A 26,117-nucleotide genomic window follows, 5' to 3' on the forward strand; every position below is an offset into this window, starting at 1 on the left:
TGATCATCCTCTGTGGGTGAGTCTCCGTCGGTCCGGCGGTGATACCTGGGTCGCATCGTCGCGAGAGATCCCGCCGCGTTGCCCGAGCTGTTCGAGATAGCCGACGAGCACGCGGTGCAGCTCGTCCGCGCCGCGGATCGGCTGGTCCGGAACGGCCAGGTCGGGCGGAGCGAGCAGGAGCGCCCGTCCCTGCCAGCCGCCGAGCCCACCGTGGCTGCCGACCAGACCCTCGAACGCGGAGACCTCGCCGGTGTCCTGGTCGACCGAGCTGTTCACGTACAGATCAGGTGCCTCGGGCATCGACACCGCTCGCAGCAGATCGGCCGGAATCAGCGGCCCGAAAGGCGCCAGCGGGTCATCCCCCGTCACCTTGTCGTCGGACAGCCGGTGGAGACCCGAGGGCCCGACCACCAGCGGTCCGTGCTCGGTGCTCATCACCGCGACGAAACTGATCCCGTCATGGTTCACCAGCCCGGGGATGAGGGCCGGCCACCGGCCGTTGATCTCCTCCATCGTCAGCCGGACCTCCTCGGCGGCGTACACCAGGCCGAGGTTGCCCGACCCGAGGACGACCAGGTCCGAACCTGCGGTGACCGCCGGCGGCGCGGAGCGGCGCTGCACCCGGAGCGCCGCGCCGTGGGCGGCACGCCCCCGGCTCGAGTCACTCCCGGACAGATCGGCCAGGAGTCCGTTCAGGCGGCCCCAGCCCTCGACCGGCTGCTCGACGGCTTCGACCTGTGCCGCGGTCAGCTGGGCGCAGACGGCGGCGAGGTCGACTCCGTACCGATCGGCGAAGATCGCTCCCTGGGACTGCCCGTGGTCGGACAGGATGACCAGCCGGTACGGGCGAGGCGCTGCCGCGGCGACCTCCTCCAGGCACGCCAGCACGTGATCGAGCCGATCGAGCGCGGCGAGCGACTCCGGCCGCAGACAGCCGGCGTGATGAGCGACCTCGTCGTAGTCGACATAGTCGACGTACACGGCCCGGGTGCCGCGAATCATCTCTTCGGCCACCAGCGCGGTGTTGAGATCCCGCAGTACGACGTTCGTCACGGCCCGCATGCCGGCGAACAGCCAGCCACGGTGTCCCCGTGGCTGAACGTCGCGGCGGCGCTGGCGCCGGGCCTCGAACCGCTCCCGGGCGATCTCCGCGACCGCCCCGAACAGGCTGCCCGCGAACCCGTCCGGCCGGGCGAGATACCAGGCGACGCGGCGACGCGTGTCAGCGGAACCCCGCTTGAGCTCGATCTTGCTCATCGTCAGCACGGATCGCTCGGCGTCTCCGCTGAACAGGTTGGAGATGCTCACGCCGCCGTCAGCCAGCAGACCCCGACCATCAGAGGCGCGGCGCTCGATCTCGGCGGCGTCGGCGGCGCGGTTGGCCACCAGCACCCGTCCGAGGGCCCGGTCGTACCAGCGGAACGCGGGGACCCCGTCGATGCGGCCGTGCAGGATCCCCAACTGGCTGGCCGGCGTAGTGGGCGGCAGGACCGGCGTCCATTCCACCAGCCGATAGCCGCCGTCGCGGACCCAGCGGCCCACGGTGGGCAGGGTGGCGGCCAGAAGTTGCCAGCGCAGGACGGGGAAGGGCACGCCGTCGAGCTGAACGAAGATGACGCCGGGAGTCTCGGGATCGTCGACCGGTGTGCGCCGGCGCCTGGTCCGGCGGACGAGGGCCGCGGTGAAGGCTTCCGGCGTACCGGAGGTACAGAGCCAGGCCACGATCGTCGTCGCTGCCGCCACGATCCAGGCGGCGGCGAGCACGACCCAGAAGGAGTCCGCCTCGACGCCCGGGATCAGCGTGAGCGCCACCGCGAGGATCACGGCCTGCCCGAGAAATGCCAGCAGGAGCACCGCGAGCCAGCCGATCGCCGCACTCGCGGCGACGAGGACCGGGCGCACCAGCGCACCGACCAACAAGGCCGCCGCGGCCGCGGCGAGCAACTGCGTGAACGACGAGAACTTCAGGCCGGGCAGCACGGCCGCCGCCAGCGCCAGCGCCAGGGCCGAGGTGACATAGGTGGCGACGATCCGGCCGAGATCGCCAGTCCGGACCAGCGGGGTGGCCACGGCTGTCCGGCCGTCAGGTCCGCAGCGCGCGCGGACGCGTGAGCGCCCAGATCACCCAAGCGTCGAGGGCGATCAGCAGCAGCGCCCAGAACGGCTGGTACGGAATGAAGAAGAAGTTGTCGATGGCACTGAGCACCACCACGAACAGGGCGACCACTCCTGCCCAGACCGCCCGGGAGAACAGACCGACGCCGGTGACGATGAGCGCCAGTCCGATGACCAGGTGGATCCAGCCCCAGGAGGTGATGTCCAGATGGAAGGCGTAGCCCCGGACGATCCCGAAGTACTCGTCGTTCAGGATCGCAGCCAAGCCGGCGACCACATGGAAGGCGCCGATCAGCAGCAGCATCGTGGCGGCGAAGGCGACTCCGCTCATCGCCCAACCCGATTCTGCCTGCGGCTCGACACCGCGGTTGTCGGTCATCTGTGTCCACCCCTCCTGCTCGGGCTCGACGGATGTCGAGTGCGCGTCGACAGTAGGACCGCACCGGCCGCCGCCGCGTCACCCTTGGCGGACGACGTACCAGCCTCAATGGGTCAACGCGGCCTTCAGCAGGACGATCACCAGGCCCAGGAAGAGGTTGATGACGCCTGCAGCCACCAGGCGGCCCCTGGTGGCGCCTGCTTTGGCAGCGACGTACAGCGCCCATCCCAACTGAGATCCGACCGCCACCGCCAGCGCCAGCCATGCGGCGCCAGCGTTCGACAACCCGAGGAGCACACCGACGCCGACCGCCGCCGCGGGAGGTACGGCGGCCTGCACAATCGGCCACTCCCGCCTGGCACAGACGCGGAACTCCGTCAGGGACACGAGGGCCCGGGATGATTTCTCTCCGACCAGGTGGGCATACACGTGGGCCAGCCAGAACACCACGCCGGTCGCGAGCAGCAGTGCGATCAGCTGGCCAGGGTTCGGAGGCTGATGCCCCGGGCCGGTGCCGGCCACCACCGACGCCGCCAGCAGGGACCCGTAGATCGCCCCCGCGTAGTCGGACGGGGAACGCTCCTGGCGCGCAGTGGCCGAGTCGGCCGTCGGCCCGTCACCCATCCGGCCTCCTTCACCGTGCCGCTCAGGTCAGTGCCATGGGATCAGGAGCAGCCTCCCGCGGCGACGTACCCCGCCACCTCACCCCGATCGGATGACGCGAAGGATCATCCAGGGCGGGTGATGCTGCCCAGGGTGATCTGAGCGATCTTCGAAGCCCGGATGGAGTCCGGGGAGGGAGGTTGCGACATGTCCGCAGGCTCCACGGAGTCCCCCGATGGCCAGGCGTCGGCTGCCGGCACGCCACCTACCTGGGCGCTGCCGCGCGGGGTGGTCGTCCTCCTCGGGACGGGCGCCGCGGTCCTGACGGCCGCCGGACTGCGCAGCATCCCGGGCATCGTCGGACCCGTCTTCCTCGCGCTCGTGCTGACGATCGCCGTCACGCCGCTGCGCCAACTGCTGATCAGACGAGGCCTCCGGCGCTGGCTTGCCGCGCTGATCGCACTCGTGGTCGTGATCGTCTTCCTGCTGGCAGTGGCGGCGGCGCTGGCCTTGTCGCTCGCGAAGCTGGCGACTCTGCTGCCGACGTACCAGGACAAGTTCGCCGGCATCGTCGACGACGTCCGGAACTGGCTGGCGAACCTCGGCGTGGGCGAGGAGCAACTCCAGGCCGCCCTGAAGAAGCTCGACCTGGGGGCACTCCTCGATGTCCTGCAAGGCTGGCTGAGCGGACTCCTCGGGGTCTTCTCGAACCTGGCCTTCGTCGTCATCCTGCTGTTCTTCATGGGAATCGACGCCACCCACTTCTCGGACCGCCTGCGCGAGACGGCACGGGTCCGGCCGGACATCACCGGCGCCCTGACCGGCTTCGCCCGGAGTACGACGCGCTACCTGATCGTCTCGACCGTCTTCGGGCTGATCGTCGCCATCTTCGACGTCGGCGTCCTCTACGTGCTGGACATCCCGCTGCCCTGGCTGTGGGGCCTGCTCGCTCTGATCACCAACTACATCCCGAACGTCGGGTTCTTCATCGGAGTGATCCCGCCCGCGCTGCTCGGGCTGCTCGACTCGGGCTGGGAGACCTTTCTGTGGGTGATCGTGGCGTACAGCGTCATCAACTTCATCATCCAGTCGATCATCCAGCCGAAGGTCGTCGGCGACGCGGTCGGTCTCTCTACGACGCTGACCTTCGTCTCCCTGGTCTTCTGGGCCTGGGTCCTCGGCCCGCTGGGCGCCATCCTGGCCATCCCGCTGTCGCTCCTGGTCAAGGCCCTGCTGCTGGAGGCGGACCCGTCCACCCGCTGGCTCGCCGGCCTGATCTCCGGTGCCCCGTCCCCGGAGGACGCTCCGACCGCGGAAGCGGCCGACCTCCCTCCTGGCGATGTCGCGGCCGAGCGGGCCGGCTAGGGGATCGCCATGTGGCGGTCAGTGTTGCTGCGTGAGTTTCCGGACCACAACATCCGGTCCCTCGAGGGTTTGCCGGGCAGTTTGTCGCCCCACTCGCTCGCGCTGAGTCCGTCCGAGGGCACCGTGCTGATCGCACCGGGCCGCAGCCTCCACTACGTCCTCGACACTCCCCTGGTGGATGTGATCGGGGTGAGCTGCCAATTGCAGCTCAAGCACCCCGGCCGGACCGTGAGCTCGTCGCTGCGGATCCTTCGCCTCGGGGACGAGTTCGACCTGAGCCTCGAACCACTGACCAGCTTCAAGGCCTTGGTCCGGGTCCGGGTGCACCGGGCCTGGCACGACATCGGGCAGCTGGCGAACCCCAGCACGCACTTCGCGGAACTGAGATTCGACTGGCACACCAGCGGCAAGACCTACCTGCGCGTGGACGGGCGACTCGTCGGCTATCACGACGCGCTGAGTCGAGGTTCCCGGCTCACCATCGAAGACGTCGCCTTCGGCTCCCCCGCGTCGATCCCCACCGCGCCCGACCCGCGCTATCAGCTGGGCGAGTTCTTCATCCGCGCCCTCAGCCGCCGCGGGCACTGGGGACGGCGGCGCGCGACGGCTGTGCGCAGACCCTGACGCCGACCCGTCAGACCTGGCTTTCTCGCGCCCTTGTCACGGCCCAGATGACCCACACGCAAAGCGCGATCACCACGATCGACCAGACCGGCTGGACGGGAATGAAGAAGAAATAATCGAGGGCGGTCAGCCCGGCGAAGATGATCGCGACCATCCCTGCCCACGCCTTGTTGGCGAAAAGCCCGATCCCGACCACGACGAGTGCGATGCCCAGCACCAGGTGGATCCACCCCCACGCGGGAACGGAGAGGTGGAACGCGTAGCGCCGGTTGTTGACCATGTAGTCATCGTCGAGAATCGCGGCGAGCCCCGCCACGATCGAGAACGACCCGATCATGGCCGTCAGGGTCGCGGCGAACGCGACGCCGCCCACCGCTCCGCTCGAGACATCCCGCTGCGGTGCCAGGTCGTCCATCGGGCCGTATTCGTGCGTCATGGTGCCACCCCTTCTGGTCATCCGCCCCCACGGTGATGACGATGCCCGCCGATCCCCCTCACCGCATCGTCCATCCAGGGTGAGATGGCGCTGACGCTCAACCCCTAGGCTCGCAACCATCAGACCCTCGATCGCGGAGGGAGACACGCGTGGCCGGTCACCGCGTGAGCGCGCGCCCGCTGCTGCGGTGGCTGCGATCGATCCGCCCCGAGGGACGGAACCTGCGCGCCGACGTGATCGCCGGTCTGCCGGGCGCGATCAGCAGCGTTCCCAACGGGATGGCGTCCGCGGCACTCATCGGCGTGAACCCGATCCATGGGCTCTACGCAAGCTTCGCCGGTCCGGTCGCGGGCGGATTCGCGACGAGTAGTCAACTGATGGTGATCACCACGACCACGGCCGGGGCCCTGGCGGCCGGATCGGCCCTGGAAGGCGTGGACCCCGCGGACCGGCCGCAAGCCCTGCTGCTGTTGACGATCATCGCCGGCCTGGTGATGATCCTGGCGGGCATCGCGCGGTTGGGGCGCTACACCCGCTTCGTGTCACACTCGGTGATGACCGGCTTCCTCACCGGGATCTCGGTCAACATCATCCTCAGTCAGCTGCCGAGTCTCGCCGGCGCGAAGGCCACCGGCGACGTCGCGCTCACGAGGGCCATGGACATCTTCCACCCCGGGCAGGTCGATCTCGCGTCGCTGCTCGCGGGGCTCGCCGCGCTCGCTATCCTCGTCGGCCTGTCCCGGACCCCGCTGGCGAGGGTGAGCGCGTTGGTGGCGCTCGCCGTTCCGACCGCCGGCCTGGCCCTCGCCGGCGCCGATCAGGTGACCCTCGTGAAGGACACCGGAGAGATTCCTCGCGGCATTCCGCTGCCGCAGCTGCCGGACCTCGGCCAGCTGTCCGTCTCTTTGATCACCGGCGCGTTGGCGGTTGCGGCCATCGTCCTCGTGCAGGGCAGTGGTGTCGCCGACGCCGCGCCGAACCGGGACGGAACCCCCTCGGACGCGAACCGGGACTTCGTTGCCCAGGGCATCGGCAACGCCGCGGCCGGCTTCTTCCGCGGCCTGCCGGTCGGCGGTTCGGTGGGCCAGACCTCCCTGAACCAGACGGTCGGCGGCCGCAGCAGGTGGGCGGCGATCTGTTCAGGCCTGTGGATGATCGCGATCCTCCTGGCCTTCTCCCAGGTGATCGGGCTGGTCGCCATGCCGACACTGGCGGCCGTGCTCATCTACGCGGCGGCCAAGTCGCTGCGGCCCCGCGAGTTGGTGTCGATCCTGCGGACCGGCCCGACGTCGCAGATCGCGGTCGTCACGACCTTCTGCGCCACCCTGTTCCTGCCGATCGCCGCCGCGGTCGGCATCGGCGTGTCCCTCTCGCTGCTGCTGCAGCTCAACCAGGAGGCGTCGGACCTCAAGGTCGTCCAGCTGTCGCCCATCGGCGACGGCCGGTGGAGCGAGCACCCGGCTCCCGCGAAGCTGCCCAGCTATCGAGCGACCGTCCTCGATGTGTACGGGAGCCTGCTGTACGCCGGCTCGCGCACTCTCCAGGCCAAGCTGCCCGACCCGGCCGGCGCCGACGCACCAACCGTCGTACTGCGGATGCGCGGCCGGACGGCCATTGGCGCGACGTTCGTCAAGGTCGTGGACGACTACGCCGCCGCCCTGAGCGCGGTCGACGGCCGGTTGTACCTCAGCGGGGTCGACCACGCCGTGGCCGAGCTGCTGCGTCGTACCGACCGGCCAGGGGCGTCCGAACCGGTCGGCGTCTTCGAGGCCACCGAGGTGGTCGGGGAATCGACGACGCAAGCCTTGCTGGAGGCCGAGGCCTGGGCAGTGCGGCGTCGACCGCCGAACTCCGATCAGTAGGTGGTGGTACGGCGGTCGCGCATGGCCGACCGCGCTGCTCCGGTCAGCAGCGTGCCGATGGCGATCCCGACGATGAGGTTGATCAGACCCGTCGCGATCTTCGATTCCGTCGTGCCGTTGGCGACGAACGGCAGGAGTGTCGCGGCGACTGTGGCCAGCCCGATGATCCAGCTGAAGAACTGCAGGGGCCGGGGCGTGGAGATCAGCAGCAGATGCAGCAGGCCGGTAGCCACCAGTGCCGCGGCAGCGCAGTACAACGCGTACCTCAGGGTGTCCACGTCTCCCCAGGTGCCCTCGCCTTCCGGTGCGAGGATGGGTACGTCGAAGACGCCGCGCGCAAGCAGTATGCCGACCACCGCGATCAGTGCGGCGACGACGGCCGTGGCCGCGCCTCCCGCCCAGAGGCGGCCGGCGGCGATCGCGTTCGCACCGCCGTGCGTGGGTTGAACTGTCATGACGTGTGCTCCTTGTCTTCGGCTGGCTTCGGTGGGCGGCCGCGGAGCGCCAGCCATCCGGCCAAGCGTCCGAACAGCGCCCCTACAGTCGCGCCGACCAGAACGTCACTCGGGTAATGCACGCCCGTGTAAACCCGGGAGAACGCGACGACCGCCGCCGCTCCCCGCAGTGCCGGCCGCAGCGCGGGCACGACCTCCCCGACGGCGACGGCGAAGGCCGCCGCGGACGCGGAGTGTCCGGACGGAAAGGATCCCGACGAGGGCATGCGCACCCAGCGCTGTACGGGGACGCCGAGGCCGACCCGGTCGGGCCGGTGGCGTTCACCGACCATCTTCTTGAGCGGCTGGTTCACCAGCAACGACGCCGCCCCGATTGCCCCGAGCCCCGCGACCGCGGCCCGCCGGCCTTGCGGGCCGCCGAACAGCGCAAGGGCGCCGGCCGCCAGGAACCACGGCTTGGAGAAGTTGGCGAAGTCGGACACCCGTCGTAGCGGCTCGTCCAGGACGGGCGTGGGCAGTTCTGCCACCGACCGGTACAGCGCGCGGTCGTAGGCAGAGAGCCGGTGCGATGAGCCGATCACGCAACGGTTTCCGTCACCATGTGAGCTCGACCTCGAGCTCGCTCCCGTCGTCCCCGAGCTCGAACTCGAGCTTCAGGAACACCTCGTCCGGAACGTGCACCCTGACCCGCAGGCCGCCCCGGTCGAACTCGACATCGTTCTCCTTGGTGAGGCTGTCGGCAAGAGCGCGCAATCGGGCCGCGGCGGCCTCCCGGCTCATCGGCTCCTTCTCGTGGATCTCGATCAGATCCATTACGGCCTCCCAGGGGTTGAGCTTGCCGAGTGCCGGTCGCGGCCGAGAGCGATGCGCACCAGCGCGGCCAGGCCGTCGCGGAGGCCCTCGGGAAGCATCGCCGACGGCGATGCGCCCGGGTGCTGGGGCGCGATACGGACCCGGAGAACTCCGGGCCGGATCTGAAAGCGCAGCGGCGCGTCGAAGATGAGCGCCTCGCCGTCGACGCCGGCCGGCAGTGGCCGATCGGCATCGACCTGGAAGGACGGAGTCGTCCACTCGCGCATAGGACGCTGAAGGCGGCGTTGACCTTCATCCGCCGGCGCGCCCATGACGGTGATGCCGAGCAGACCGTCGTCGATGCGCGGGCGGGTGCCGGAGCCGACCGCACGACCGAGGCGGTAGCGGTTGTTGGAGACGAGCACGGCAGCTCCCCCGCGGTGTTCCTGCCCGCCCGGTCCCGCCCAGCGCATATCGAGGTCGCTGCCACCGGCGCCGAGGGCGTCGGGCACGGTGTCGAGCAGAGTCCGGATCTTCGCCGCGCGGTAGCCGGTGCGCTGGACGGCTTCGGCGTACACGCCGAGCGACACGTTGTTGACGAACACCCGCCCGTTGACCTCGGCGAGATCCACCAAGCGCTCGCCGCCGTTGACGAAAGCGTCCAGAGCACCGACCACATCGTCCCGGTCGACTCCGAGGTCGAGCGCGAAGTGGTTGCGGGTGCCGGCCGGCACGCAGGCGTAGGGCAGCGACAGTTCGGCGGCGACCGCGGCGACAACCGCCTGCGAGCCGTCCCCGCCGGCCATCGCGAGTCCGTCGGCGCCCCGCGCGACCGCGCCGCGGACCAGGGTCTCGAGATCGTCCCCGCGCTTCAGCTCGATCGGCTCGATCCCGCGGTCGCGTGCTTCCTTGGCGACTGCGAAGCGTTCTGCCTTCCCGCCACCGGATTTCGGGTTGTAGAACAGCACCGGATGCTGCGGGGCCGACGCGGACGGGAGATCCACGTGGGAGGTGAAGCTGGCACGGGTAGCTGCCAGTGTGACCAGCAGTCCGGCGAGAAGCAGAAGATCGCGGCCGAGATCCCCACCCAAAATGATGACGAGCAGCGCACCGACCAGCGCCAGACCGGCCACGTACAACCCGGCCAGGCGCGCGATCCCTCGCCGCAGTACGCCGTAACAAGCCGCTGCGACCGCGATCACGACGCACGCCAGGAAGATCAGGCCGCGCGGAAACACGTTCACGGCGTTCACGACACCGAAGACCAGCGTCGCCGCCCCCACCACCAGCGCGACCACCGCCGCAATCCGCCGCCTCACGAATTCCACCCCATCGGCCAGCCCTCAGAATCTCCGCTTCAGCGCCGAGCCCCGACACCACCGCCATCCTGTCCGGCCCCCACCCTCGAGGCATCCCACAGCCCGGATGATCTACCGGCCCGTTGCCACGCGGGAATACCGGTTCATCCGCGGCGGGTGGCGACTCGGATTCGGGCTCGATCGAGGCTTGAGGCCGACTGCTGTCAGCAAGCAATGAGGAGGGGACGTTATGCCTGTGCCGTTCCGAGGGACCATCAAGGTCGATATCCGCGACTCCGAGCCGGATTGGACGCCGTTCGAGCCGGCGAAGGCGCCGGACGGTGCACCGAACGTCGTCTACATCGTCCTGGACGACGTCGGCTTCTCGGCGATGAGTTGCTACGGCGGCCCGATCGAGACGCCCAACATCGACGCGATCGCGTCCCGCGGGGTGCGCTTCACCCAGTGGCACACGACGGCGCTGTGCTCGCCGACCCGGTCGTGCCTCCTCACCGGCCGTAACCATACGCGCAACAGCATGGCGTGCATCACCGAGGCAGCGATCGGATTCCCGAACGCCAGCGGCACGATCCCACCAGAGAACGGGATGTTGCCGGAGATCCTCGGAGAGCGCGGCTGGAACACGTACATGGTGGGCAAGTGGCACCTGTGCCCCACCGACGAGATGAACCTCGCGGCGACGCGCCGGAACTGGCCGAGCGGCCGCGGCTTCGAACGGTGGTACGGGTTCCTCGGGGCCGAGACGAACCAGTGGTACCCCGACCTGGTCTACGACAACCACCCCGTCAATCAGCCGCGCTCGCCCGAGGAGGGCTACCACCTGACCGACGACATCACCGACAAGGCGATCGAGTTCATCAGGGACGCCAAGGCGATCGCTCCGGAGAAACCGTTCCTGCTCTACTACGCACCCGGCGCCTGCCACGCGCCACACCACGCGCCGAAGGAATGGATCGACAAGTTCGCCGGGCAGTTCGACCAGGGGTACGAGGCGATGCGGGAGGAGACCCTGGCCCGCCAGAAGAAACTCGGTGTGGTGCCGGCCGACACCGAGTTACCCGCACTGAATCCGATCGGCACACCCGAGACTCGCAGCGGCCCGGATCACCTGCCGTTCCCGACGCTGGACTACACCCGTCCGTGGGACACCCTGAACGCCGACGAGCGGCGCCTGTTCGCCCGGATGGCCGAGGTGTACGCCGGATTCCTCGCGCACGCCGACCACCACATCGGCCGGTTGCTCACCTACCTGGAGCAGACCGACCAGCTGGACAACACCATGATCGTCGTGGTGTCCGACAACGGTGCGAGCGGCGAAGGCGGCCCGAACGGCTCGGTCAACGAAATGAAGTTCGCCAACGGGATCGAGGACGATCTGGCCGAGAACCTCGCCAAGCTGGACGATCTGGGTGGCACGAAGACCTACAACCACTACCCCAACGGCTGGGCGATGGCGTTCAACACGCCGTTCAAGATGTGGAAGCGCTACGAGTTCAACGGCGGTACGGCGGACCCCTGCATCATCTCGTGGCCGGCGGGTGCGACGGCCCGCGGCGAGATCCACCACCAGTACCACCACGCGATCGACATCGTCCCGACCATCCTCGACGTCCTCGGCGTCGACGCCCCGGAGACGATCAAGGGACACACCCAGAGCCCCATCGACGGGATCAGCATGCGGGCCAGCGTCGACGACGCGTCCGCCGACTCCGGACGGAAGACGCAGTTCTACTCGATGCTCGGGTCCCGCTCGATCTACCACGAGGGCTGGAAGGCGGTCACCACCCACCCGACCGTGTCGGGCTGGGCGCATTTCAACGCCGACGAATGGGAGCTCTACCACGTCGAGGTCGACCGGTCCGAGATCAACAACCTCGCGGCGGAGCAGCCGGAGAAGCTGCGCGAACTGGTGAACATCTGGTTCGCGGAGGCGGGCGCGAACGACGCCTTCCCGCTCGACGACCGCTCTCCACTGGAGATCCTCGGTACCCCCCGGCCCCAGCTGAGCGCTCCGAAGGATCGGTACGTCTACTACCCCGGCACTGCCCCGGTCTCGGAGTGGCAGGCGGTCAACACCCGCAACCGCTCGTTCTCGATCGGCGCCCTGGTCGACATCCCCGCACCGGGAGCCGAAGGCGTGCTGTTCGCGATGGGCGCCAGATTCGGTGGCCATGCGCTGTACGTGAAGAACAACCGGCTGCACTACGTGAACAGTTTCGTCGGCGCGCTCGAACAGCAGGTCGTTGCGACGAAAGACATCCCGACCGGCGAGAACCTGATCCTCTCGGCCTCGTTCGACAAGGAAGGGATGGACCCCGACGCCGCAACCGGCACGCTCTCGCTCTACTACGGAGACGAGAAGGTCGGCGAGGGGCACATCAAGACCCAGCTCGGGGCCTTCGCGATCGCAGGTTCCGGGCTGTACGTCGGCCGGCACAGCGGAGAACCGATCACCGACGACTACCCCGGTGAACCGCCGCACCAGTTCATCGGCGGGACGATCAACCGGGTCGCAGTCGACGTCAGCGGCGACCCCTACCTGGACCTCGAGCGCGAAGCCGCCCTGATGCTGATGCGCGAGTAGGACCTCCCGACTCAAGACCGTGGCCCGGCCCGCCGGGCCACGGTCTTTGCCCGGGTCGAGGCTGATAGTCCCTCAGGGGTGATGCGGCGACCGGAGTCCTGCTGAATTGTCGGCAACGGAGAGAAAGGCGGCCGATCATGGCGACGAAGGTTGAACATCCGACTCTGGAGGAGCGCCGCGCACGCGGTCTGGAGGCTCGCACCCGAGCGATGCCGGACAGTCACGCAGGGTGGACGCCAGCCGCGGACCGGCCCGACCCTGTCGCTCTCATCGAGGAACAGAACGCCCGGCGCGACGCCGATCTGGTCCCCGTGCGGCACGGCCGGATGATGGTCTCGCCGTTCACGTTCTACCGCGGTGCGGCCAAGATCATGGCCACGGACCTTGCCGAGACGCCTACGGCCGGTCTCAATGTCCAACTGTGCGGGGATGCCCACCTGTCGAACTTCGGCGTCTTCGCCTCGCCGGAGCGAAACCTGGTGTTCGACATCAACGACTTCGACGAGACGCTTCCGGGCCCGTTCGAGTACGACGTGAAACGGCTGGCCGCGAGTCTCATGGTGGCGGCACAGAACAACGGCTTCTCGGAGTCGGACGGTCGTGCGATCACGAAGACCTGTGTCACCTCCTACCGGGAGACGATGGCCGAGTTCGCCGCCATGAAAACCCTCGACGTGTGGTACGCCCACATCACCGAGGACCAGATCAACCAGTCGGTCGACGCCCTCATGGCCGGAGCCGACGGCAAGGGCAAGGGATCCAAGAAGGGCAAGCACAAGCGCACCGGCGACGACGGTACGAGCGAGATGACGTCGAAGGAGATGAAACAGGCCTACAAGCGCTTCGAGAAGAACGCGCAGAAGGCCCACTCCCGCAACAGCGATCAGGCGCTGTCCAAGCTCGGCGAAGAGGTCGACGGCCGCTACCGCATCGTCAGCGCCCCGCCGGTGATCGTCCCCGCGCGCGATCTTCACGCCGTGTACGGCCTGGAGCCCGGAACTCTCGAGAACGTCGTCTTCGACCTCTTCCGGGACTACCGTTCCACCCTTCGGCCCGACGTCCGGCAGTTACTGGAGCGTTTCGAGGTCATCGACTGGGCCAGGAAGGTCGTCGGCGTCGGCAGTGTCGGAACGCGAGCGTTCGTCGTCCTGCTCCAGGGCCGTGACCGCGGCGATCCGCTGTTCCTCCAGGTCAAGGAAGCCACCCGGTCGGTTCTCGAAGGACCGTTGGCCAAGAGCAGGTTCAAGCAGGCGGGCGAGCGGGTGGTCCAGGGCCAGCGACTGATGCAGGCGAGCAGTGACATCTTCCTGGGCTGGTCCAAAGGGGTTCAGGCCGACCGGTACTTCTACTGGCGCCAACTGCGCGACATGAAGGGCTCAGCGCTCGTTGAGCTGATGGCGCCCGCGACACTGGACTTCTACGCCCGCACGTGCGGATGGACCCTGGCCCGTGCCCACGCACGATCGGGCGACGCGGTGGCCATCGCTGCCTACCTCGGCGACAACGATGCCTTCGACAAGTCGATCACCGACTTCTCCGAACGCTACGCAGCCCAGAACGACCAGGACTTCGCGGAGTTCGCCAAAGCCATCAGCTCGAACCGGATCGAAGCCGTCCAGCAAGTCTGACCAGCACAGGGCGACATGAACCTGCTCCCGGCGCCGCTGCGTGGCTACCAGCGGGCCTGGCTGGCGCGCGACATCATCGCCGGCCTGACGCTCACGGCGGTGGCGATCCCCGAGGTGATGGGCTACACGTCCATCGCCGGGACGCCGATCGTGACCGGGCTCTACACCGTCATCTTCCCCACCCTGCTCTTCGCGCTGCTGGGCTCCTCGCGGCTGCTCGTGGTGGGGGCGGACTCGGCCACCGCCGCGGTGCTCGCCGCGGGCCTGACCGGCCTCGGCATCGCCGGGGTCACACCCGGATCGTCCGAGTGGCTTGCCTTCGCGAGCCTCACGGCGCTGGTCTGCGGCGCTCTGCTGATCGTGGCGCGGCTGCTGCGGCTGGGCTTCATCGGAGACTTCCTGAGCACGTCCGTGCTGATCGGGTTCCTCACCGGCGTCGGCATCCAGGTGCTGTCCGGCCAGATCCCGGACCTGCTCGGCATCCCGAAGGGCAAGGGCGGCTGGTTCGAACAGCAGTGGCACTGGATCAGCTCGCTGTCCTCGATCCAGCTCGCAACGTTCGCCTTCGGACTGAGCACGATCGTGATCATCCTGATCTTCAAGCGTTTCGTCCCGGTCGTCCCGGGAGCCATCGTCGCCGTCATCCTGCTAACCGCTATCTCCGCGATGACCAATGCACAGGCGCACGGCGTCGCCGTGGTCGGCGCCGTCCAGGGCGGCTTCCCGCCGATCGGCCTGCCGTCGGGCATCTCCTGGTCGGACGTGACCAAGGTGCTGCCGACCGCCTTGTCCTGCTTCGTGCTCATCATCGCCCAGAGTGCCGCCACCTCCCGCAGCTTCGCGTTCCGGCACGGCGACGCGGTCGACATCAACCGGGACATCCTGGGACTCAGCGGTGCCAACCTCGCCGCCGGGCTCAGCGGCACCTTCGTGGTCAACGGCAGCCCGACCAAGACGGAGATCCTCGACGAGCAGAAAGGGCGCACGCAGCTCGCCAACATGACGATGTCGGCCGTCGTACTGCTCTTCACGCTCTTCTTCACCGGGCTGCTGGTGGACATGCCCAAGGCGGTGCTCGCCGGGATCGTCTTCCTGATCGGCGTCAGCCTGATCGACATCCGCGGCCTGCAGCGGCTGTGGGTCCGGCGCCGGAACGAGTTCGTGGTCGCTGCGGTCACCACGGTCACCGTCTTCGCCATCGGCGTCGAGCAGGGCATCATCCTCGCCGTCGTGCTCTCGATGCTCGACCTCATCCGGCGGCAGTACAAACCGGGCGACTACGTGATCGGCCAGGACGGGGCCGGCGAGCCGACGTACCTGGCGGCCCGGCCGGGCGTGCAGAGTCTGCCCGGGCTGGTGGTCTTCCGCTACGACGCCGAGCTCTTCTACGCCAACGCCAACCGCTTCGCCGACCATCTGGAACTGATCATCGCCACCGCTCCCGATCCGGTCCGCTGGGTTGCGCTGGACTGCGGCGCGATCGACGACATCGACTACTCGGCCGGGGTGACCCTGGCCAACCTCGTCAACTACTGCCAGGCTCACCACGCCCGTTTCGTGCTCGTCCGGCCGGACACCCAACTGCTTGCCACGCTCCGGTCGTACGGGACCCTCGCCGCGATCGGCGAGGGCAACATCTACCGGACCATCGCCGACACCTTCAACGCCTATCGCGCCGACCCGGGGTCAGCGGCTCTCAACGCTGGAGCGGAGGCGTAGTCCGCTCGGTGGCCGAGTAGTCGGGTGCCGGTTCCCCACCCCATCCCGCCTCGCCGGCCTCTCCGAGCCGGTCGCGTACGTCGGACCAGCGGACGGTGAGCGCGAACAGGATGACGACATCCAGCGCGAGCATCAGCAACGACCACACGGGGTAGGCATTGATCCAGCCGATCTGCGTCACCGCGTGCACGCAGACGAGGATGATCGCAGTGATCCGGGCCCACGTCTGCGCCACGAGCAGGCCGGCGCCGACCGCCATCAGGAGCAGCCCCGAGATCGTGAGGGTCCATCCCCAGCCGGTCACGTTCACGATCACGAGGTTGCGCCGCGTCATCGCCACCCGATCGTCGGAGAACAACGCAATGAATCCCTGGAAGATGTTGACCAGTCCGATCACCAGGAGCATCGAGCCGGCGAACACAACCGTGCCCGCCATGACGCCCCCGCCTCCTTTTTCAGCCATCGTGCTATCTCCTCTCGGTGCGGCGCCGCGGAATCGGCGGCGGGTCGCACCTGAATGCTGTGCCGCGCCGCCCGCGTTCGCCTCACCCGGCGCGGATGAGGCTGGTCACAGCCGGCGATCAGCCTGCCGGACAGCTCTGCGTCACCGTTGTGGCCAACGACGTGGCCGCGCTGCCGACTTGCTGGAGCGCCGAGTTGATCTGCGGCGCCTTCTGCCTGAAGTTGTCCGTGCTCAGGCCACTCGCCGCGGTCTCCAGCTGTGAGAACGCCGCCTTGACGCTCTGGACGGCAGGCCGCAGAGCAGCCGATGCCGCGGCTACCGCGACACCCAGGCTGCTCTTGACGTTGGCCATCGCGGTCGTCAGCGCGGCGAGACCGTCCTGCAGGGGCTTCACATTCGCCAGGTCCGCCAGCGAGGACTTCAGCGCGGACGTGGCAGCGCAGTCCGACGTCGGCGTACCTGTTGCCGGCGTACCTGTTGCCGGCGGCGCGACGCTCGTGGACGGACTCGACTGCCCTTGCGTCGAGCTGTCGCTGCAGGCCATCGGTACGACGAGCAGGGCAACGGTCACCAACGCGGCAACGATCGATCGGCGTACGCCGATGCGCGGCATCGTTCTCCCCGGATCTACTCGGCCGCGTTCTTGACCTCCGTCGCGCTGTCCGCGTCGACCTCGTTCTTGGTGACCTTGTCGGCATGCGACAGGGCCTTGTCGACGTCCGCGACCCACACTTCCTCGAACAACGCCACGATGCCGGAACTGTTCGGCGGCAAGGCGTCTTCGACGTCGGCCTTGATCGCCGCCTTCTCCCGGTGGGACTTGAGCGCACCGATGCCGAGCCCCGCGCCCGCACCGACCGCCGCACTGGCCAGCAGGCTGGGTGGGAAGATGAGGCCGATCACCGCACCGCCGACCGCGCCCCATTTGGCGCCTTTGCGGGCCGTGTGGAAGTCGTCGTCGACATTGATCTTGCCGTCGGCACCGCGGCTGACGAGGACGAGCCCATCGACCTTGATGACGTCGTCCGACGCGGCTTGCTTGATCGCGTCCCAATCGCCTCGCGCCGCGTCCGCGTCCATGTAAGCGGCGATGTACAGGTCGACGGGAGCGTTGCTGTCAGATCCCACGGGTCTCTCCTCCTGATCGGGCGACCGCACGCGGTCCGAGGTACATCTCGCCCCGACGATGCCTCCGATCCCGGCCGGAACACCTCACCCCGGGCGGACTAGCCGCAGCACCCCGGATCAATTCACCCCGCCGGGATGAGGCTCGCCGTCGGCCCGCGCGCAAGGATCCAAGTCCACCATCGCCGCACTGCGGCGATCAGGCGTGCGCGAGAGGAACGACCATGGGGTGCTTCTTCGTTCTGCTGGCCGGGGTCTTTCCGCGCTTGGCGCTGTTCATCGTGTGGGTGGCGCGCCCCAACCTGGTCGACTCCGCCTTCGACACGTGGATCTGGCCGCTGCTCGGCATCATCTTCCTGCCCTTCGCGACGCTCATGTACGTCATCCTCTACACGGGAGGCGGCCTGAGCGGCGGCGACTGGTTCTGGATCGTCCTGGCCGCCATCCTCGACGTCGTGCACTGGGGCTCCGGCTGGACCCAACGCCGCGCAGCCCCCGGTTACCCGGGCACCGCCCAGGCGTGACCCGACACCACCGACCGTTGAGATGAGGAATGTGCCGTGACTGAGACCAGCAGCGCGACGAGAGACGTGGTTGACGAGCTGGGGCCGGTCGACTGGATCGTGGTCGAGTTCCCGGGAAGCAGGTTCAAGGGCGAGATCGTGCCCGAGCTGCAGAGCCTGGTGGATCGCAACATCGTGCGCGTCCTGGATCTTCTGCTCATGAAGAAGGACGCGGACGGCACCTTGGAAGCCTTCGAGCTCTCCGATCTCGACGACTCCGAGCTGGGCGCTCTGCGCAGCTACGAGACGGAACTGGCCATGCTGCTCAGCGAGGACGACGTGACCTCGATCGCGGCAGCCGTGGAGCCGGGCAGCACTGCTGCCGTCCTTGTCTGGGAGAACCTCTGGGCAGCACCGTTCGGATCCGCCGTACGCCGAGCCGGCGGACAACTGGTCGCCAGCGGACGGATCCCGGTCCAGGCCATGTTGGCAGTGCTCGAGGAAGACGACGAACGACTCGCGACGGACGGTGACTGACATGCCTCTCGCACGACGACGGATGCGCAGCGCTGGTGTGACCGGGGGCCAACCGGTGGCGCGAGTAGCCACCACGGCAGCGACAGCCGCCGTGGTCGTTCACGGGGTCAACCGGCGAAGCGACCGCCGAGACGACCGCAGAGACGACCGCCAGGACGACCGTGGCGACCGCCGAGAGGACCGTCGGGACTGAGCCTGGAGCGACCGTCGCTCGCCGTCTCGAGCCGGGCGATATCGCTGCTAGTGGTGGGCGGACCGTCGTGATCGGGGGGCGGTGCCCGGATCGTCGCCTGCCTGCTCGACATGGACGTACCGGCTGCCGAACGGACCGGCCGTGACACCGTGCAGCACCACACTCAACAGCACGGTGAGCGCGATGACTGCGACGGCGTGCTCGACCACCGGGGTTTCGCCGAGCTGCTCGACTGCCAGCAGCGCGAACACGACCGAGGCCAGGCCGCGCGGCCCGAACCATCCCACGAACAGGACGGTGTTGCGATCCAGCCCGGTGCCGAGCAGCGACAAGGCGACCGGAACCATGCGGACCACAGTCAGACTCAGTACGGCGTATGCGAGCAGCGTGAGATCGAAGTTGTGCACGGCGATCGGCACCAGCGCGGCTCCGAAGAGAAACCAGACCGCGAGTGCCAGGACCTCACCGAGAAGCTCCGGTAGCTCGACGGCGTGGTCTGCGTCGACGACGTTCTCGTCCACTGCGGCTCGGAAGGCGATGCCGGCCACGAACGCCGCGATGAATCCGTTGCCGCCGAGCGTGGCGGCGAGGGCGAAGCTGCTGAGTGCGGCCGCGAGCGTGCCGAGCAACCCCGCGCCCGTAGTCATCCAGTGCCGTCGGGAGCCGACCGTCATCAGCCTGGCGCTCGCCGGCCCGATCGCCAGGCCCACGATGAGACCGACGGCGAGCTCGAGCAGCGCACCGCCGCCGTGGTTGGAGCCGCCGTAGGGATTTGCGGTCCCGAGCTGGCCGGCCGCGACGGCCAGTGTGAAGGTGACGACCGGTGTGACGATGCCGTCGTTGAGTCCACTTTCCACATTCAGTGTGCGACGCAGACGCATGGGGATCCGGCGGTCGTTGATCACCTGGGCGCTGAGAGCAGCGTCGGTGGGAGCGAGAGCGGCGCCCACGAAACCTGCGAGTGCCCAGGTGAAGTCGTCGTAGAACCAGGCGGCCAGGAGAGAGCCCAGGACCACGGAGAGGGGAAGGCCGACCCCCAGCAGCCGGCCAGGCAGGCGGGCATCGCGTTTCAGCCGCGAGAAGTTGACCCGGGCGGCGTCCGAGAACAACAGGAGTGCCAGCGTCAGCTCCGCGATCCGATGGATGGACGGAGTCTCGACGTCCACCGACAGTGGGCCCCAGTCGGGGTTCCCCAGCACATAGCCGGCGACGGCGAACACGAACGGTCCGGTGATGTTCAGGCGCGCCAGGAGATCCGAGGTCACTGCCCAGGCAAGGACAAGGAGCGCGAGCACTGCGAACGTGCCCTCAGTCACCGCCCCGCCTCCGCCCTGGCTCCCCCACACCCTGACAGCCGCCGCCCGACGGCCACCTCATCCGCCCGAGAGGGTTTCCAACGGTCAGCAGGCTGGCATCGTCGGCGGGAGACGCCGCCCCGTACTGCGTTTCGAGCGAAAGAGGGGCTGTCGTGGCGATCGAGGAGTATCCGTCCGGGACTCCGTTCACCGGTGTGGTGGGCCGGACGACCGACGAGTCGAGTCCGGCCTGGCCGGCCCCCACCCGGGCGAAGGGCGGCAGCCCGAACGTGGTGTTCGTGGTGCTGGACGACACCGGTTTCGGTCAGCTCGGGTGCTACGGGAGTCCGATCGAGACGCCGAACTTCGACGCACTGGCGGCGGCCGGACTGCGGTTCACGAACATGCACACCACGGCGCTGTGTTCGCCGAGCCGGTCCTGCATCGTCACCGGGCGGAACCATCACAGCAACGGCATGGCCGCGATCACCGAACTGTCGACCGGCTTCCCCGGCTACAACGGGGTCATCCCGTTCGAGAACGGGATGCTGTCGGAGATGCTGGTGGAGCAGGGCTACAGCACGTTCATGGTCGGCAAGTGGCACCTGACCCCGAGCAATCAGGAGACTGCGACCGGCCCGTTCACCCGCTGGCCGCTGGGCCGCGGATTCGAGCGTTTCTACGGCTTCCTCGGCGGCGACACGAGCCAGTGGTATCCCGACCTCGTGTACGACAACCACCAGATCGACCCACCGCACACGCCGGAGGAGGGATACCACCTCACCGAGGACCTGGTCGACCGGTCGATCGAGTTCATTGCCGACGCCAAGCAGATCGACCCGGGCAAGCCGTTCTACCTGCATCTCTGCTTCGGGGCCACCCACGCGCCCCATCATGTGCCGAAGGAGTGGGCTGACAAGTACGCGGGTGCCTTCGACGAGGGCTGGGACGCCTACCGGGAGAAGGTCTTCGCCCGGCAGAAGGAACTCGGCATCATGCCCGCCGACGCGGAGCTGTCCCGGCACGACCCCGACGTACCGGACTGGCCGTCGCAACCACCCGAGGCGCGCAGGCTGTTCAGCCGGATGATGGAGGTGTTCGCGGGCTTCCTCAGCCACACCGATCACCACCTCGGCCGGCTGCTCGCCTTCCTGCGCGAACAGGGCGAGCTGGACAACACGATCGTGATGGTGATCTCCGACAACGGGGCCAGCGCCGAGGGCGGTCCGACCGGAACCACGAACGAGGCGCAGTTCTTCAACAACGCTCAGGAGCCGCTCGAGGACAGCCTGAAGGTCATCGACGAGATCGGCGGCCCCAAGCACTTCAACCACTATCCCTGGGGCTGGACCTGGGCCGGCAACACCCCGTTCCGGCGGTGGAAGCGGGAGACCTACCGGGGCGGATCCTGCGACCCGTTCATTGTCTCGTGGCCGGCCGGCGTGCAGGCGAAGGGCGAGGTCCGGAACCAGTACGCCCACATCATCGACATGGTGCCGACGGTCCTGGACTTGCTCGGAACCCAACCGCCAACGACGATCCGCGGTGTCACGCAGGCGCCGCTGCACGGTGTCAGCTTCGCGCACGCCCTCGACGACGCGGCCGCGCCCAGCAAGCATCACACCCAGTACTTCGAGATGCTGGGCCACCGCGCCATCGACCACGACGGGTGGCGCGCGGTCTGCCCGTGGCCCGGTCCCTCGTTCACCGAGGCGGGTGTCGGCTTCGGTGAGCCGATCAGTGCGAGGAGACTGTCTGAGCTCGACGGTGCCGGCTGGGAGCTCTACCACGTGGCGGAGGACCCCACCGAGACCCACAACGTCGCGGCCGACCATCGGGATCGGCTCATCGCGTTGATCTCCACCTGGTACGCCGAGGCCGGGAAACACGGCGTACTGCCGATCGACGGGAGTGGGCTGGCCCGCATGGTCGCCGACAAACCGTTGATCGCGCCTCCACGCGATCAGTACACGATCTGGCCGAACACCCAGCCGGTCCCGTTCTTCGCGGGCCCGCGGGTCCTGAACAGGCCGCACAGCATCACGGCGTTCGTCGAGATCCCCGACGGCGGCGCCGAAGGAGTCCTCCTCTGTCAAGGCACCGCGGCCGGCGGCTACTCGCTGTACATGAAGGATCAGCGGATGCACTACGTCCACAACTACGTCGGCCGGAGCCTCTTCGAGGTGTCGTCACCCGACCCGGTCCCGCCCGGCGAACACAAGCTCCGCTTCGAGTTCGAGCCGACGGGGAAACCCGACCTGCCCAACGGAAAGGGTGCGCCCGGACACCTGGAGTTGTACGTCGACGGGAACCTCGTGGCCGCTGCCGATGCGGCGGTGACGACGCCGTTCGTCCTCAATCCCGGCGCCCTGACCTGCGGCGCCAACCCCGGCGCGCCGGTGACCCCGGACTACCGCAGCCCGTTCAGGTTCACCGGCACCATCCACAAGGCCGTCATCGACATCAGCGGTGAGCTCATCCACGATCCCGAGCTCGAGTTGCGAGCCCACCTGGCCCGGCAGTAGCCGTGCCGGCCCCCGTTTCACCCCGGACGGAGGAGGCGCGGACCTGCCGGTGCGAGGCATGCTTTCGTCTGAGTGAACTCGATGGGGAGTCGAGAACCGGGGCAAAGGAACTGACAACGTGAGTGAGACGACGCGGTCATCAGGCGCCGGGGGGCGTGAATCCGGCGCCCCCCGCAGCAAGGGTCAGAGTGTCCGGACGTGCTGTATCTACCTGGCCGCCACAGTCGGCCTCATCTGCGCGGTCGCCAGCTGGGGCGTGGGCGGAACCATCATCAGCGCCGTCGTGGTCGGGATGTCGACCGCCGTCGTCGCCTCGTCCATGTGGGGAGCGGACGGGAAGAGCGAGGTGCCCAGGATCCTTCGGGTCACCTTCGCCGGCGCGCTGATCACGCCGGCGGCTGTGGGGCTGATCGCGGTCTTCAAGTTCGCCGGCGTCCTGGTGGTGGTGGCACTCGCAGTGACCACGCCGGCTCTCACAGCGAGGTTCCCGCGAAGGCACGCCAAAGGGGATCCTCCCGCCCGTCACCTGGAGCCGGCAACACCTGCCGTTCCCCCGACGCCATCCACGGACGGTCCCGCGGACGACGCGGCGCGAGAGCTCGGTTCCCTCGACGACCAGGCCTTGTGCCTGGCCTGGCGCCGGAGCTTCCGCCTGTTGGAGACTGCGCCTTCGGCGGCGATACGCCTGTCGATCGTCGACCAGCGGCAGAAATACCTCGACGAACTCCAGCGGCGGTCTCCGGAGGGGCTCACGGCCTGGCTTGCCTCCGGAGCACGGGCCTCCGGCAACCCGTTCCCGTACGTCGAGGACGCCCGGCGCCGGGCGAGCTGAGTCAACGACTCAGATGCACGCCTGGACGCCGCCTTCCGCGCCGGTGTTGAACGCGGAGGTCCGCTCCTCGGCGTTCCCGTGGTCGCTCTCCTTGGTCCACGGATAGTCGTCGGCGACCGCGGCGAGGGTTTTGGCGATCTCCTCGCTGTCGCCGGGCTCGATCGCGATCAGTCCGTCGTCGGCTGCTCCTTGCAGCGTGGCCCCGGCCAGGCAGTCCGCCTGGAGCTCGGCGGCGACCGAGACCCGGTCGCTGCGCAGCCTCGCCTGGATCGCGTGGCCCCACTCGTGGGCGATGATCAGGTACACCCACGCATCGCCGATCTGGCTGTAGCCGGCCGCCATCAGATCGTCGTCCCAGGCCACGAAGTCACCCGGCCTGCAGTACACGGCGTTGAACGGCACGGATTCCGGTTCGCCTCCGCACGGAGGTCCGTTCGTACCGATGTAGGACCCGGCAACTCGGGGACTCTGGTACGGCTGTCCGGAGAGCTGGGTGAAGTGACGGTGCCAGAACGAGTCCACCGCCTTGACGGCGATCTCCTGGTCCTCCTTCATCGCGTCCCGGTCGACCGCCGGGACGGTCTGATCCGTCGACTGCGGCTGCGCCGGCGCCGGTGTCTCGGTACTGGCCGCCTCCGGCGGGGCGGAGGTCGGCGCACCGCAGGCGGCTGCGACCATCGCGATCGTCAGCCACCCGAGGGCGGTGCGCCTTCCGCGGGTGCCGTCAGGCAGCGACATCGCGACCGTGCGCGGCCAGCGCCCAGATGACGAAGACGTCGATGGCGATGACGGTCAGAGCCCAGAACGGGTAGTACGGGATGAAGGCGAAGTTGGCCAGTGCGCTCAGCACCGCCAGGACGATGGCGACGATCCGGGCCCAGGTCTGGCCCGCGATGACCGCGAAACCGGCCAGCAACACCAGCAGTCCGCCGATCAGGTGAATCCAGCCCCACGCGGTCGCGTCGAACTGGAACATGTAGTTGCGGGTGGCAACGTAGAACTCGTTCTCGAACAGTGCCACCAGACCGGTGAAGATCTGGAAGCCTCCGGACATGATCATCATCAGGCCGGCGAACAGGACGAACCCGACCGCCCAGCCGCTGACCTCGTGTTCCTCGCCCGCCGCGTCGTAATGCGATGCTGCTGCACCTTGTGCCACTGTGATTCACTCCCCTGTTCTCTCGCCGCCACGCCTTGCGTAGACGGACCCCTCCGCCACCGCGGAGTGACACCAGGCTGGCGAACCACGTCAGGTCCGGCATCATCCGCAGCGGGTGACTGCGACCCTGCTCAGACCTGGAAGCTGATCGGGAAGGTGGCGATCCACGCGATGGCGCCGGCGAGGACGAGACAGCCGGCCCCGGCCAGGATCCATCGCAGGCGGTGGGCGGCGATCTTGGTGCTCATCCCGGCGAAGAACAGGACCACGGCGTACAGGACGACGGTGAGCACATAGTCGCTGGCGATCTGGAGGTCCCGTCTCACCTCGGCCGCGGAGGTCTCGGCGGCCGCGTCGAGTCGTGCGGCGTCCTGCCGCGATGCGAGCTGGTACTGCGGCATGGCGAAGGGCGTCGGCGGCGCACCCGGGTTCGTCAACGGGCGGGTCGCCATCCAGGCGTCGAACGCGGGCCGGAACTCCGCGCGGAACCGGTCGGCGTAGAAGGCGGCGACGGCAGCCTCACCCCGGCGATCCGCATCCGCCCAGGCGATGAACGTGGCTACGTCGACCTGGCTCTGGGCCTGGGACAGGCCTTGGGCCCGGGCAGCGTCGATCCTGATGGCGTTCGTGCGGGAGGCCGCCTTGGCCTGCTCGCCGTTCCACCGTGTGGCTTGGTAGCTGCTCCAGGAGGTCCCGAGAGCAGCGACCACCAGCAGGACGGTGACCAGCACCTCCTGCGCGGTGCGGCCACGGCTGGGCTTCTCCTCAGCGGCGGTTGCCATGCTCGTCACATGGCGGCGTCACGACGACCCCGATGGCCTTGAACTGAGTGTCGATCAGGTCGATCGTTCGCACCATCGCGGTCGGCTGCAACCTGCCGACACCTGCTCCGTGTGGATGGTCGAAGAACACGAGCAGGAACAGCAGAAGCGTGATGACCACCGTCACGCTGCCCATCAGAACGCCCTGTGTCACAGCGCCTTCGGCCCGGTCGGCGAAGAACAGCAGGTACACGAAGATCACCACCGAGATCACGCCCAGGACCAGCCACAAGGGCGTCGGGATGATCCCCTCCGCGCCGTGCACCCGATCGACGCGCGCCTGTTCCCGTTGGGACGTCTGATCCATCCACCGGTCGTACGCCGACTGCTCGGCCGGCGTGACCGGGTTGACAGCCCGGATCGTGTGGAACATCTCCGCACCCCACGGGTTGACGGAGTTCCCGAGCGTACCGCTGTCCACGGCATTCCACTCGGGCCCGGCAACGGTCCGCGCGTAACAGACCAGTTCGCCGGTGAGTTCCGACGCGGTCTTGGCGGGCATGAACTGAGCCGTCTCGACCTGCTGCGCCACGATCGTCGCCTCGCTCTCGGCGCCGGACCGCGACTGGTCGTACGAGGTGAACGACAGGAAGATGATGAAGCCGAGAAGCACCGAGAACCCGGTGGCGAGCACACCGAAGACGCCCGAGGCGCGGTCACCGTCGGTGAAGTAGCTGCCCTCCGGCGCCCGCCTGCGCACGAGGAGCATCGCCGTGACGGTGACCGCCGTCGCGAAGACCGTGATCAGAGCGGCCCAGACGATGTTCATGCCTGCCTGCCCGC

General features: G+C 68.4%; 26 protein-coding genes. 10 read left to right on the forward strand and 16 right to left on the reverse strand.

The window, feature by feature from the left end:
- Positions 1-3: 3 nt before the first annotated feature.
- From OG876_RS35390 to OG876_RS35400, 3 genes are all read right to left on the reverse strand, one after another.
- Positions 4-2,070: a phage holin family protein gene (locus OG876_RS35390; RefSeq protein ID WP_328521056.1), complete on the reverse strand. Its 2,067-nt coding sequence runs from the start codon at positions 2,068-2,070 to the stop codon at positions 4-6.
- Positions 2,071-2,083: 13 nt separating this feature from the next.
- Positions 2,084-2,494, reverse strand: coding sequence for a DUF7144 family membrane protein (locus OG876_RS35395; RefSeq protein WP_328521057.1), 411 nt, complete (start codon positions 2,492-2,494; stop codon positions 2,084-2,086).
- 105 nt (positions 2,495-2,599) lie between these two features.
- Positions 2,600-3,118, reverse strand: a complete 519-nt coding sequence (locus OG876_RS35400) for a hypothetical protein (protein WP_328521058.1) — start codon at positions 3,116-3,118, stop codon at positions 2,600-2,602.
- 186 nt (positions 3,119-3,304) lie between these two features.
- On the opposite strand from OG876_RS35400, the gene OG876_RS35405 reads away from it, so the two are divergent.
- The gene (locus OG876_RS35405) at positions 3,305-4,462 is read left to right on the forward strand and encodes an AI-2E family transporter (protein ID WP_328521059.1); all 1,158 of its coding nucleotides are present in this window, start codon (positions 3,305-3,307) and stop codon (positions 4,460-4,462) included.
- Between the two features lie 9 nt (positions 4,463-4,471).
- Positions 4,472-5,086, forward strand: a complete 615-nt coding sequence (locus OG876_RS35410; protein ID WP_328521060.1) for a hypothetical protein — start codon at positions 4,472-4,474, stop codon at positions 5,084-5,086.
- Between the two features lie 10 nt (positions 5,087-5,096).
- Here OG876_RS35410 and OG876_RS35415 read toward each other — a convergent pair whose 3' ends face one another.
- Positions 5,097-5,522, reverse strand: coding sequence for a DUF7144 family membrane protein (locus tag OG876_RS35415; protein ID WP_328521061.1), 426 nt, complete (start codon positions 5,520-5,522; stop codon positions 5,097-5,099).
- A 149-nt stretch (positions 5,523-5,671) separates the two neighbouring features.
- Between OG876_RS35415 and OG876_RS35420 the strand changes: the two genes are divergently transcribed.
- The gene (locus OG876_RS35420; RefSeq protein ID WP_328521062.1) at positions 5,672-7,384 is read left to right on the forward strand and encodes a SulP family inorganic anion transporter; all 1,713 of its coding nucleotides are present in this window, start codon (positions 5,672-5,674) and stop codon (positions 7,382-7,384) included.
- On the opposite strand, the gene OG876_RS35425 is transcribed toward OG876_RS35420, so the two are convergent.
- From OG876_RS35425 to OG876_RS35440, 4 genes are read right to left on the reverse strand one after another with little or no spacing between them, the layout of a single operon-like run.
- Positions 7,378-7,839, reverse strand: coding sequence for a DUF6069 family protein (locus OG876_RS35425; protein WP_328521063.1), 462 nt, complete (start codon positions 7,837-7,839; stop codon positions 7,378-7,380). The genes OG876_RS35420 and OG876_RS35425 overlap by 7 nt on opposite strands.
- Positions 7,836-8,420 (reverse strand): phosphatase PAP2 family protein, encoded by a 585-nt coding sequence (locus OG876_RS35430; protein WP_328521064.1) that lies wholly within the window; start codon positions 8,418-8,420, stop codon positions 7,836-7,838. The genes OG876_RS35425 and OG876_RS35430 overlap by 4 nt, the downstream gene beginning before the upstream one ends.
- A gap of 13 nt (positions 8,421-8,433) precedes the next feature.
- Complete coding sequence (locus OG876_RS35435) at positions 8,434-8,652, reverse strand: amphi-Trp domain-containing protein (protein WP_328521065.1); 219 nt, start codon at positions 8,650-8,652, stop codon at positions 8,434-8,436.
- A complete protein-coding gene (locus OG876_RS35440; protein ID WP_328521066.1) occupies positions 8,652-9,950 on the reverse strand; it encodes a diacylglycerol/lipid kinase family protein in 1,299 nt (432 codons plus the stop codon). The genes OG876_RS35435 and OG876_RS35440 overlap by 1 nt, the downstream gene beginning before the upstream one ends.
- Before the next feature lie 229 nt (positions 9,951-10,179).
- On the opposite strand from OG876_RS35440, the gene OG876_RS35445 reads away from it, so the two are divergent.
- The 3 genes from OG876_RS35445 to OG876_RS35455 all read left to right on the forward strand — a co-directional run bounded on the left by OG876_RS35445 (position 10,180) and on the right by OG876_RS35455 (position 15,881).
- A complete protein-coding gene (locus tag OG876_RS35445; protein ID WP_328521067.1) occupies positions 10,180-12,534 on the forward strand; it encodes an arylsulfatase in 2,355 nt (784 codons plus the stop codon).
- A 137-nt stretch (positions 12,535-12,671) separates the two neighbouring features.
- Positions 12,672-14,162 carry a DUF2252 domain-containing protein gene (locus OG876_RS35450; RefSeq protein WP_328521068.1) on the forward strand — a complete coding sequence of 497 codons (1,491 nt, stop codon included), beginning with the start codon at positions 12,672-12,674 and terminating at the stop codon, positions 14,160-14,162.
- A gap of 15 nt (positions 14,163-14,177) precedes the next feature.
- A complete protein-coding gene (locus OG876_RS35455) occupies positions 14,178-15,881 on the forward strand; it encodes a SulP family inorganic anion transporter (protein WP_328521069.1) in 1,704 nt (567 codons plus the stop codon).
- On the opposite strand, the gene OG876_RS35460 is transcribed toward OG876_RS35455, so the two are convergent.
- From OG876_RS35460 to OG876_RS35470, 3 genes are all read right to left on the reverse strand, one after another.
- Positions 15,859-16,317 carry a DUF7144 family membrane protein gene (locus tag OG876_RS35460; RefSeq protein ID WP_328521070.1) on the reverse strand — a complete coding sequence of 153 codons (459 nt, stop codon included), beginning with the start codon at positions 16,315-16,317 and terminating at the stop codon, positions 15,859-15,861. The two genes, OG876_RS35455 and OG876_RS35460, sit on opposite strands and share 23 nt — an antisense overlap.
- Before the next feature lie 145 nt (positions 16,318-16,462).
- Positions 16,463-16,957, reverse strand: coding sequence for a hypothetical protein (locus OG876_RS35465; protein WP_328521071.1), 495 nt, complete (start codon positions 16,955-16,957; stop codon positions 16,463-16,465).
- Positions 16,958-16,971: 14 nt separating this feature from the next.
- Entirely contained in the window at positions 16,972-17,472 is a 501-nt protein-coding gene (locus OG876_RS35470; protein WP_328521072.1) for a DUF1269 domain-containing protein, read from the reverse strand.
- Positions 17,473-17,693: 221 nt separating this feature from the next.
- Here OG876_RS35470 and OG876_RS35475 point away from each other — a divergent pair, with 221 nt between their 5' ends.
- Positions 17,694-17,993, forward strand: coding sequence for a hypothetical protein (locus OG876_RS35475; RefSeq protein WP_328521073.1), 300 nt, complete (start codon positions 17,694-17,696; stop codon positions 17,991-17,993).
- 36 nt (positions 17,994-18,029) lie between these two features.
- Complete coding sequence (locus OG876_RS35480) at positions 18,030-18,509, forward strand: DUF6325 family protein (RefSeq protein ID WP_328521074.1); 480 nt, start codon at positions 18,030-18,032, stop codon at positions 18,507-18,509.
- Between the two features lie 240 nt (positions 18,510-18,749).
- Here OG876_RS35480 and OG876_RS35485 read toward each other — a convergent pair whose 3' ends face one another.
- A complete protein-coding gene (locus OG876_RS35485) occupies positions 18,750-20,018 on the reverse strand; it encodes a cation:proton antiporter (protein WP_328521075.1) in 1,269 nt (422 codons plus the stop codon).
- A 152-nt stretch (positions 20,019-20,170) separates the two neighbouring features.
- Between OG876_RS35485 and OG876_RS35490 the strand changes: the two genes are divergently transcribed.
- Positions 20,171-22,522, forward strand: coding sequence for an arylsulfatase (locus OG876_RS35490; protein ID WP_328521076.1), 2,352 nt, complete (start codon positions 20,171-20,173; stop codon positions 22,520-22,522).
- A gap of 118 nt (positions 22,523-22,640) precedes the next feature.
- Positions 22,641-23,354, forward strand: a complete 714-nt coding sequence (locus OG876_RS35495; protein WP_328521077.1) for a hypothetical protein — start codon at positions 22,641-22,643, stop codon at positions 23,352-23,354.
- Between the two features lie 9 nt (positions 23,355-23,363).
- Here OG876_RS35495 and OG876_RS35500 read toward each other — a convergent pair whose 3' ends face one another.
- The 4 genes from OG876_RS35500 to OG876_RS35515 form a co-directional block, all read right to left on the reverse strand.
- Positions 23,364-24,092 (reverse strand): neutral zinc metallopeptidase, encoded by a 729-nt coding sequence (locus OG876_RS35500; RefSeq protein WP_328521078.1) that lies wholly within the window; start codon positions 24,090-24,092, stop codon positions 23,364-23,366.
- Entirely contained in the window at positions 24,079-24,513 is a 435-nt protein-coding gene (locus tag OG876_RS35505) for a DUF7144 family membrane protein (RefSeq protein WP_328521079.1), read from the reverse strand. Before OG876_RS35505 ends, OG876_RS35500 begins: the two co-directional genes overlap by 14 nt.
- 131 nt (positions 24,514-24,644) lie before the next feature.
- Positions 24,645-25,295: a hypothetical protein gene (locus tag OG876_RS35510; protein WP_328521080.1), complete on the reverse strand. Its 651-nt coding sequence runs from the start codon at positions 25,293-25,295 to the stop codon at positions 24,645-24,647.
- Entirely contained in the window at positions 25,279-26,103 is an 825-nt protein-coding gene (locus OG876_RS35515; RefSeq protein ID WP_328521081.1) for a bestrophin-like domain, read from the reverse strand. Before OG876_RS35515 ends, OG876_RS35510 begins: the two co-directional genes overlap by 17 nt.
- Positions 26,104-26,117 lie beyond the last annotated feature (14 nt).

Source organism: Kribbella sp. NBC_00359, from assembly GCF_036097425.1.
Taxonomy (GTDB): Bacteria; Actinomycetota; Actinomycetes; order Propionibacteriales; family Kribbellaceae; genus Kribbella.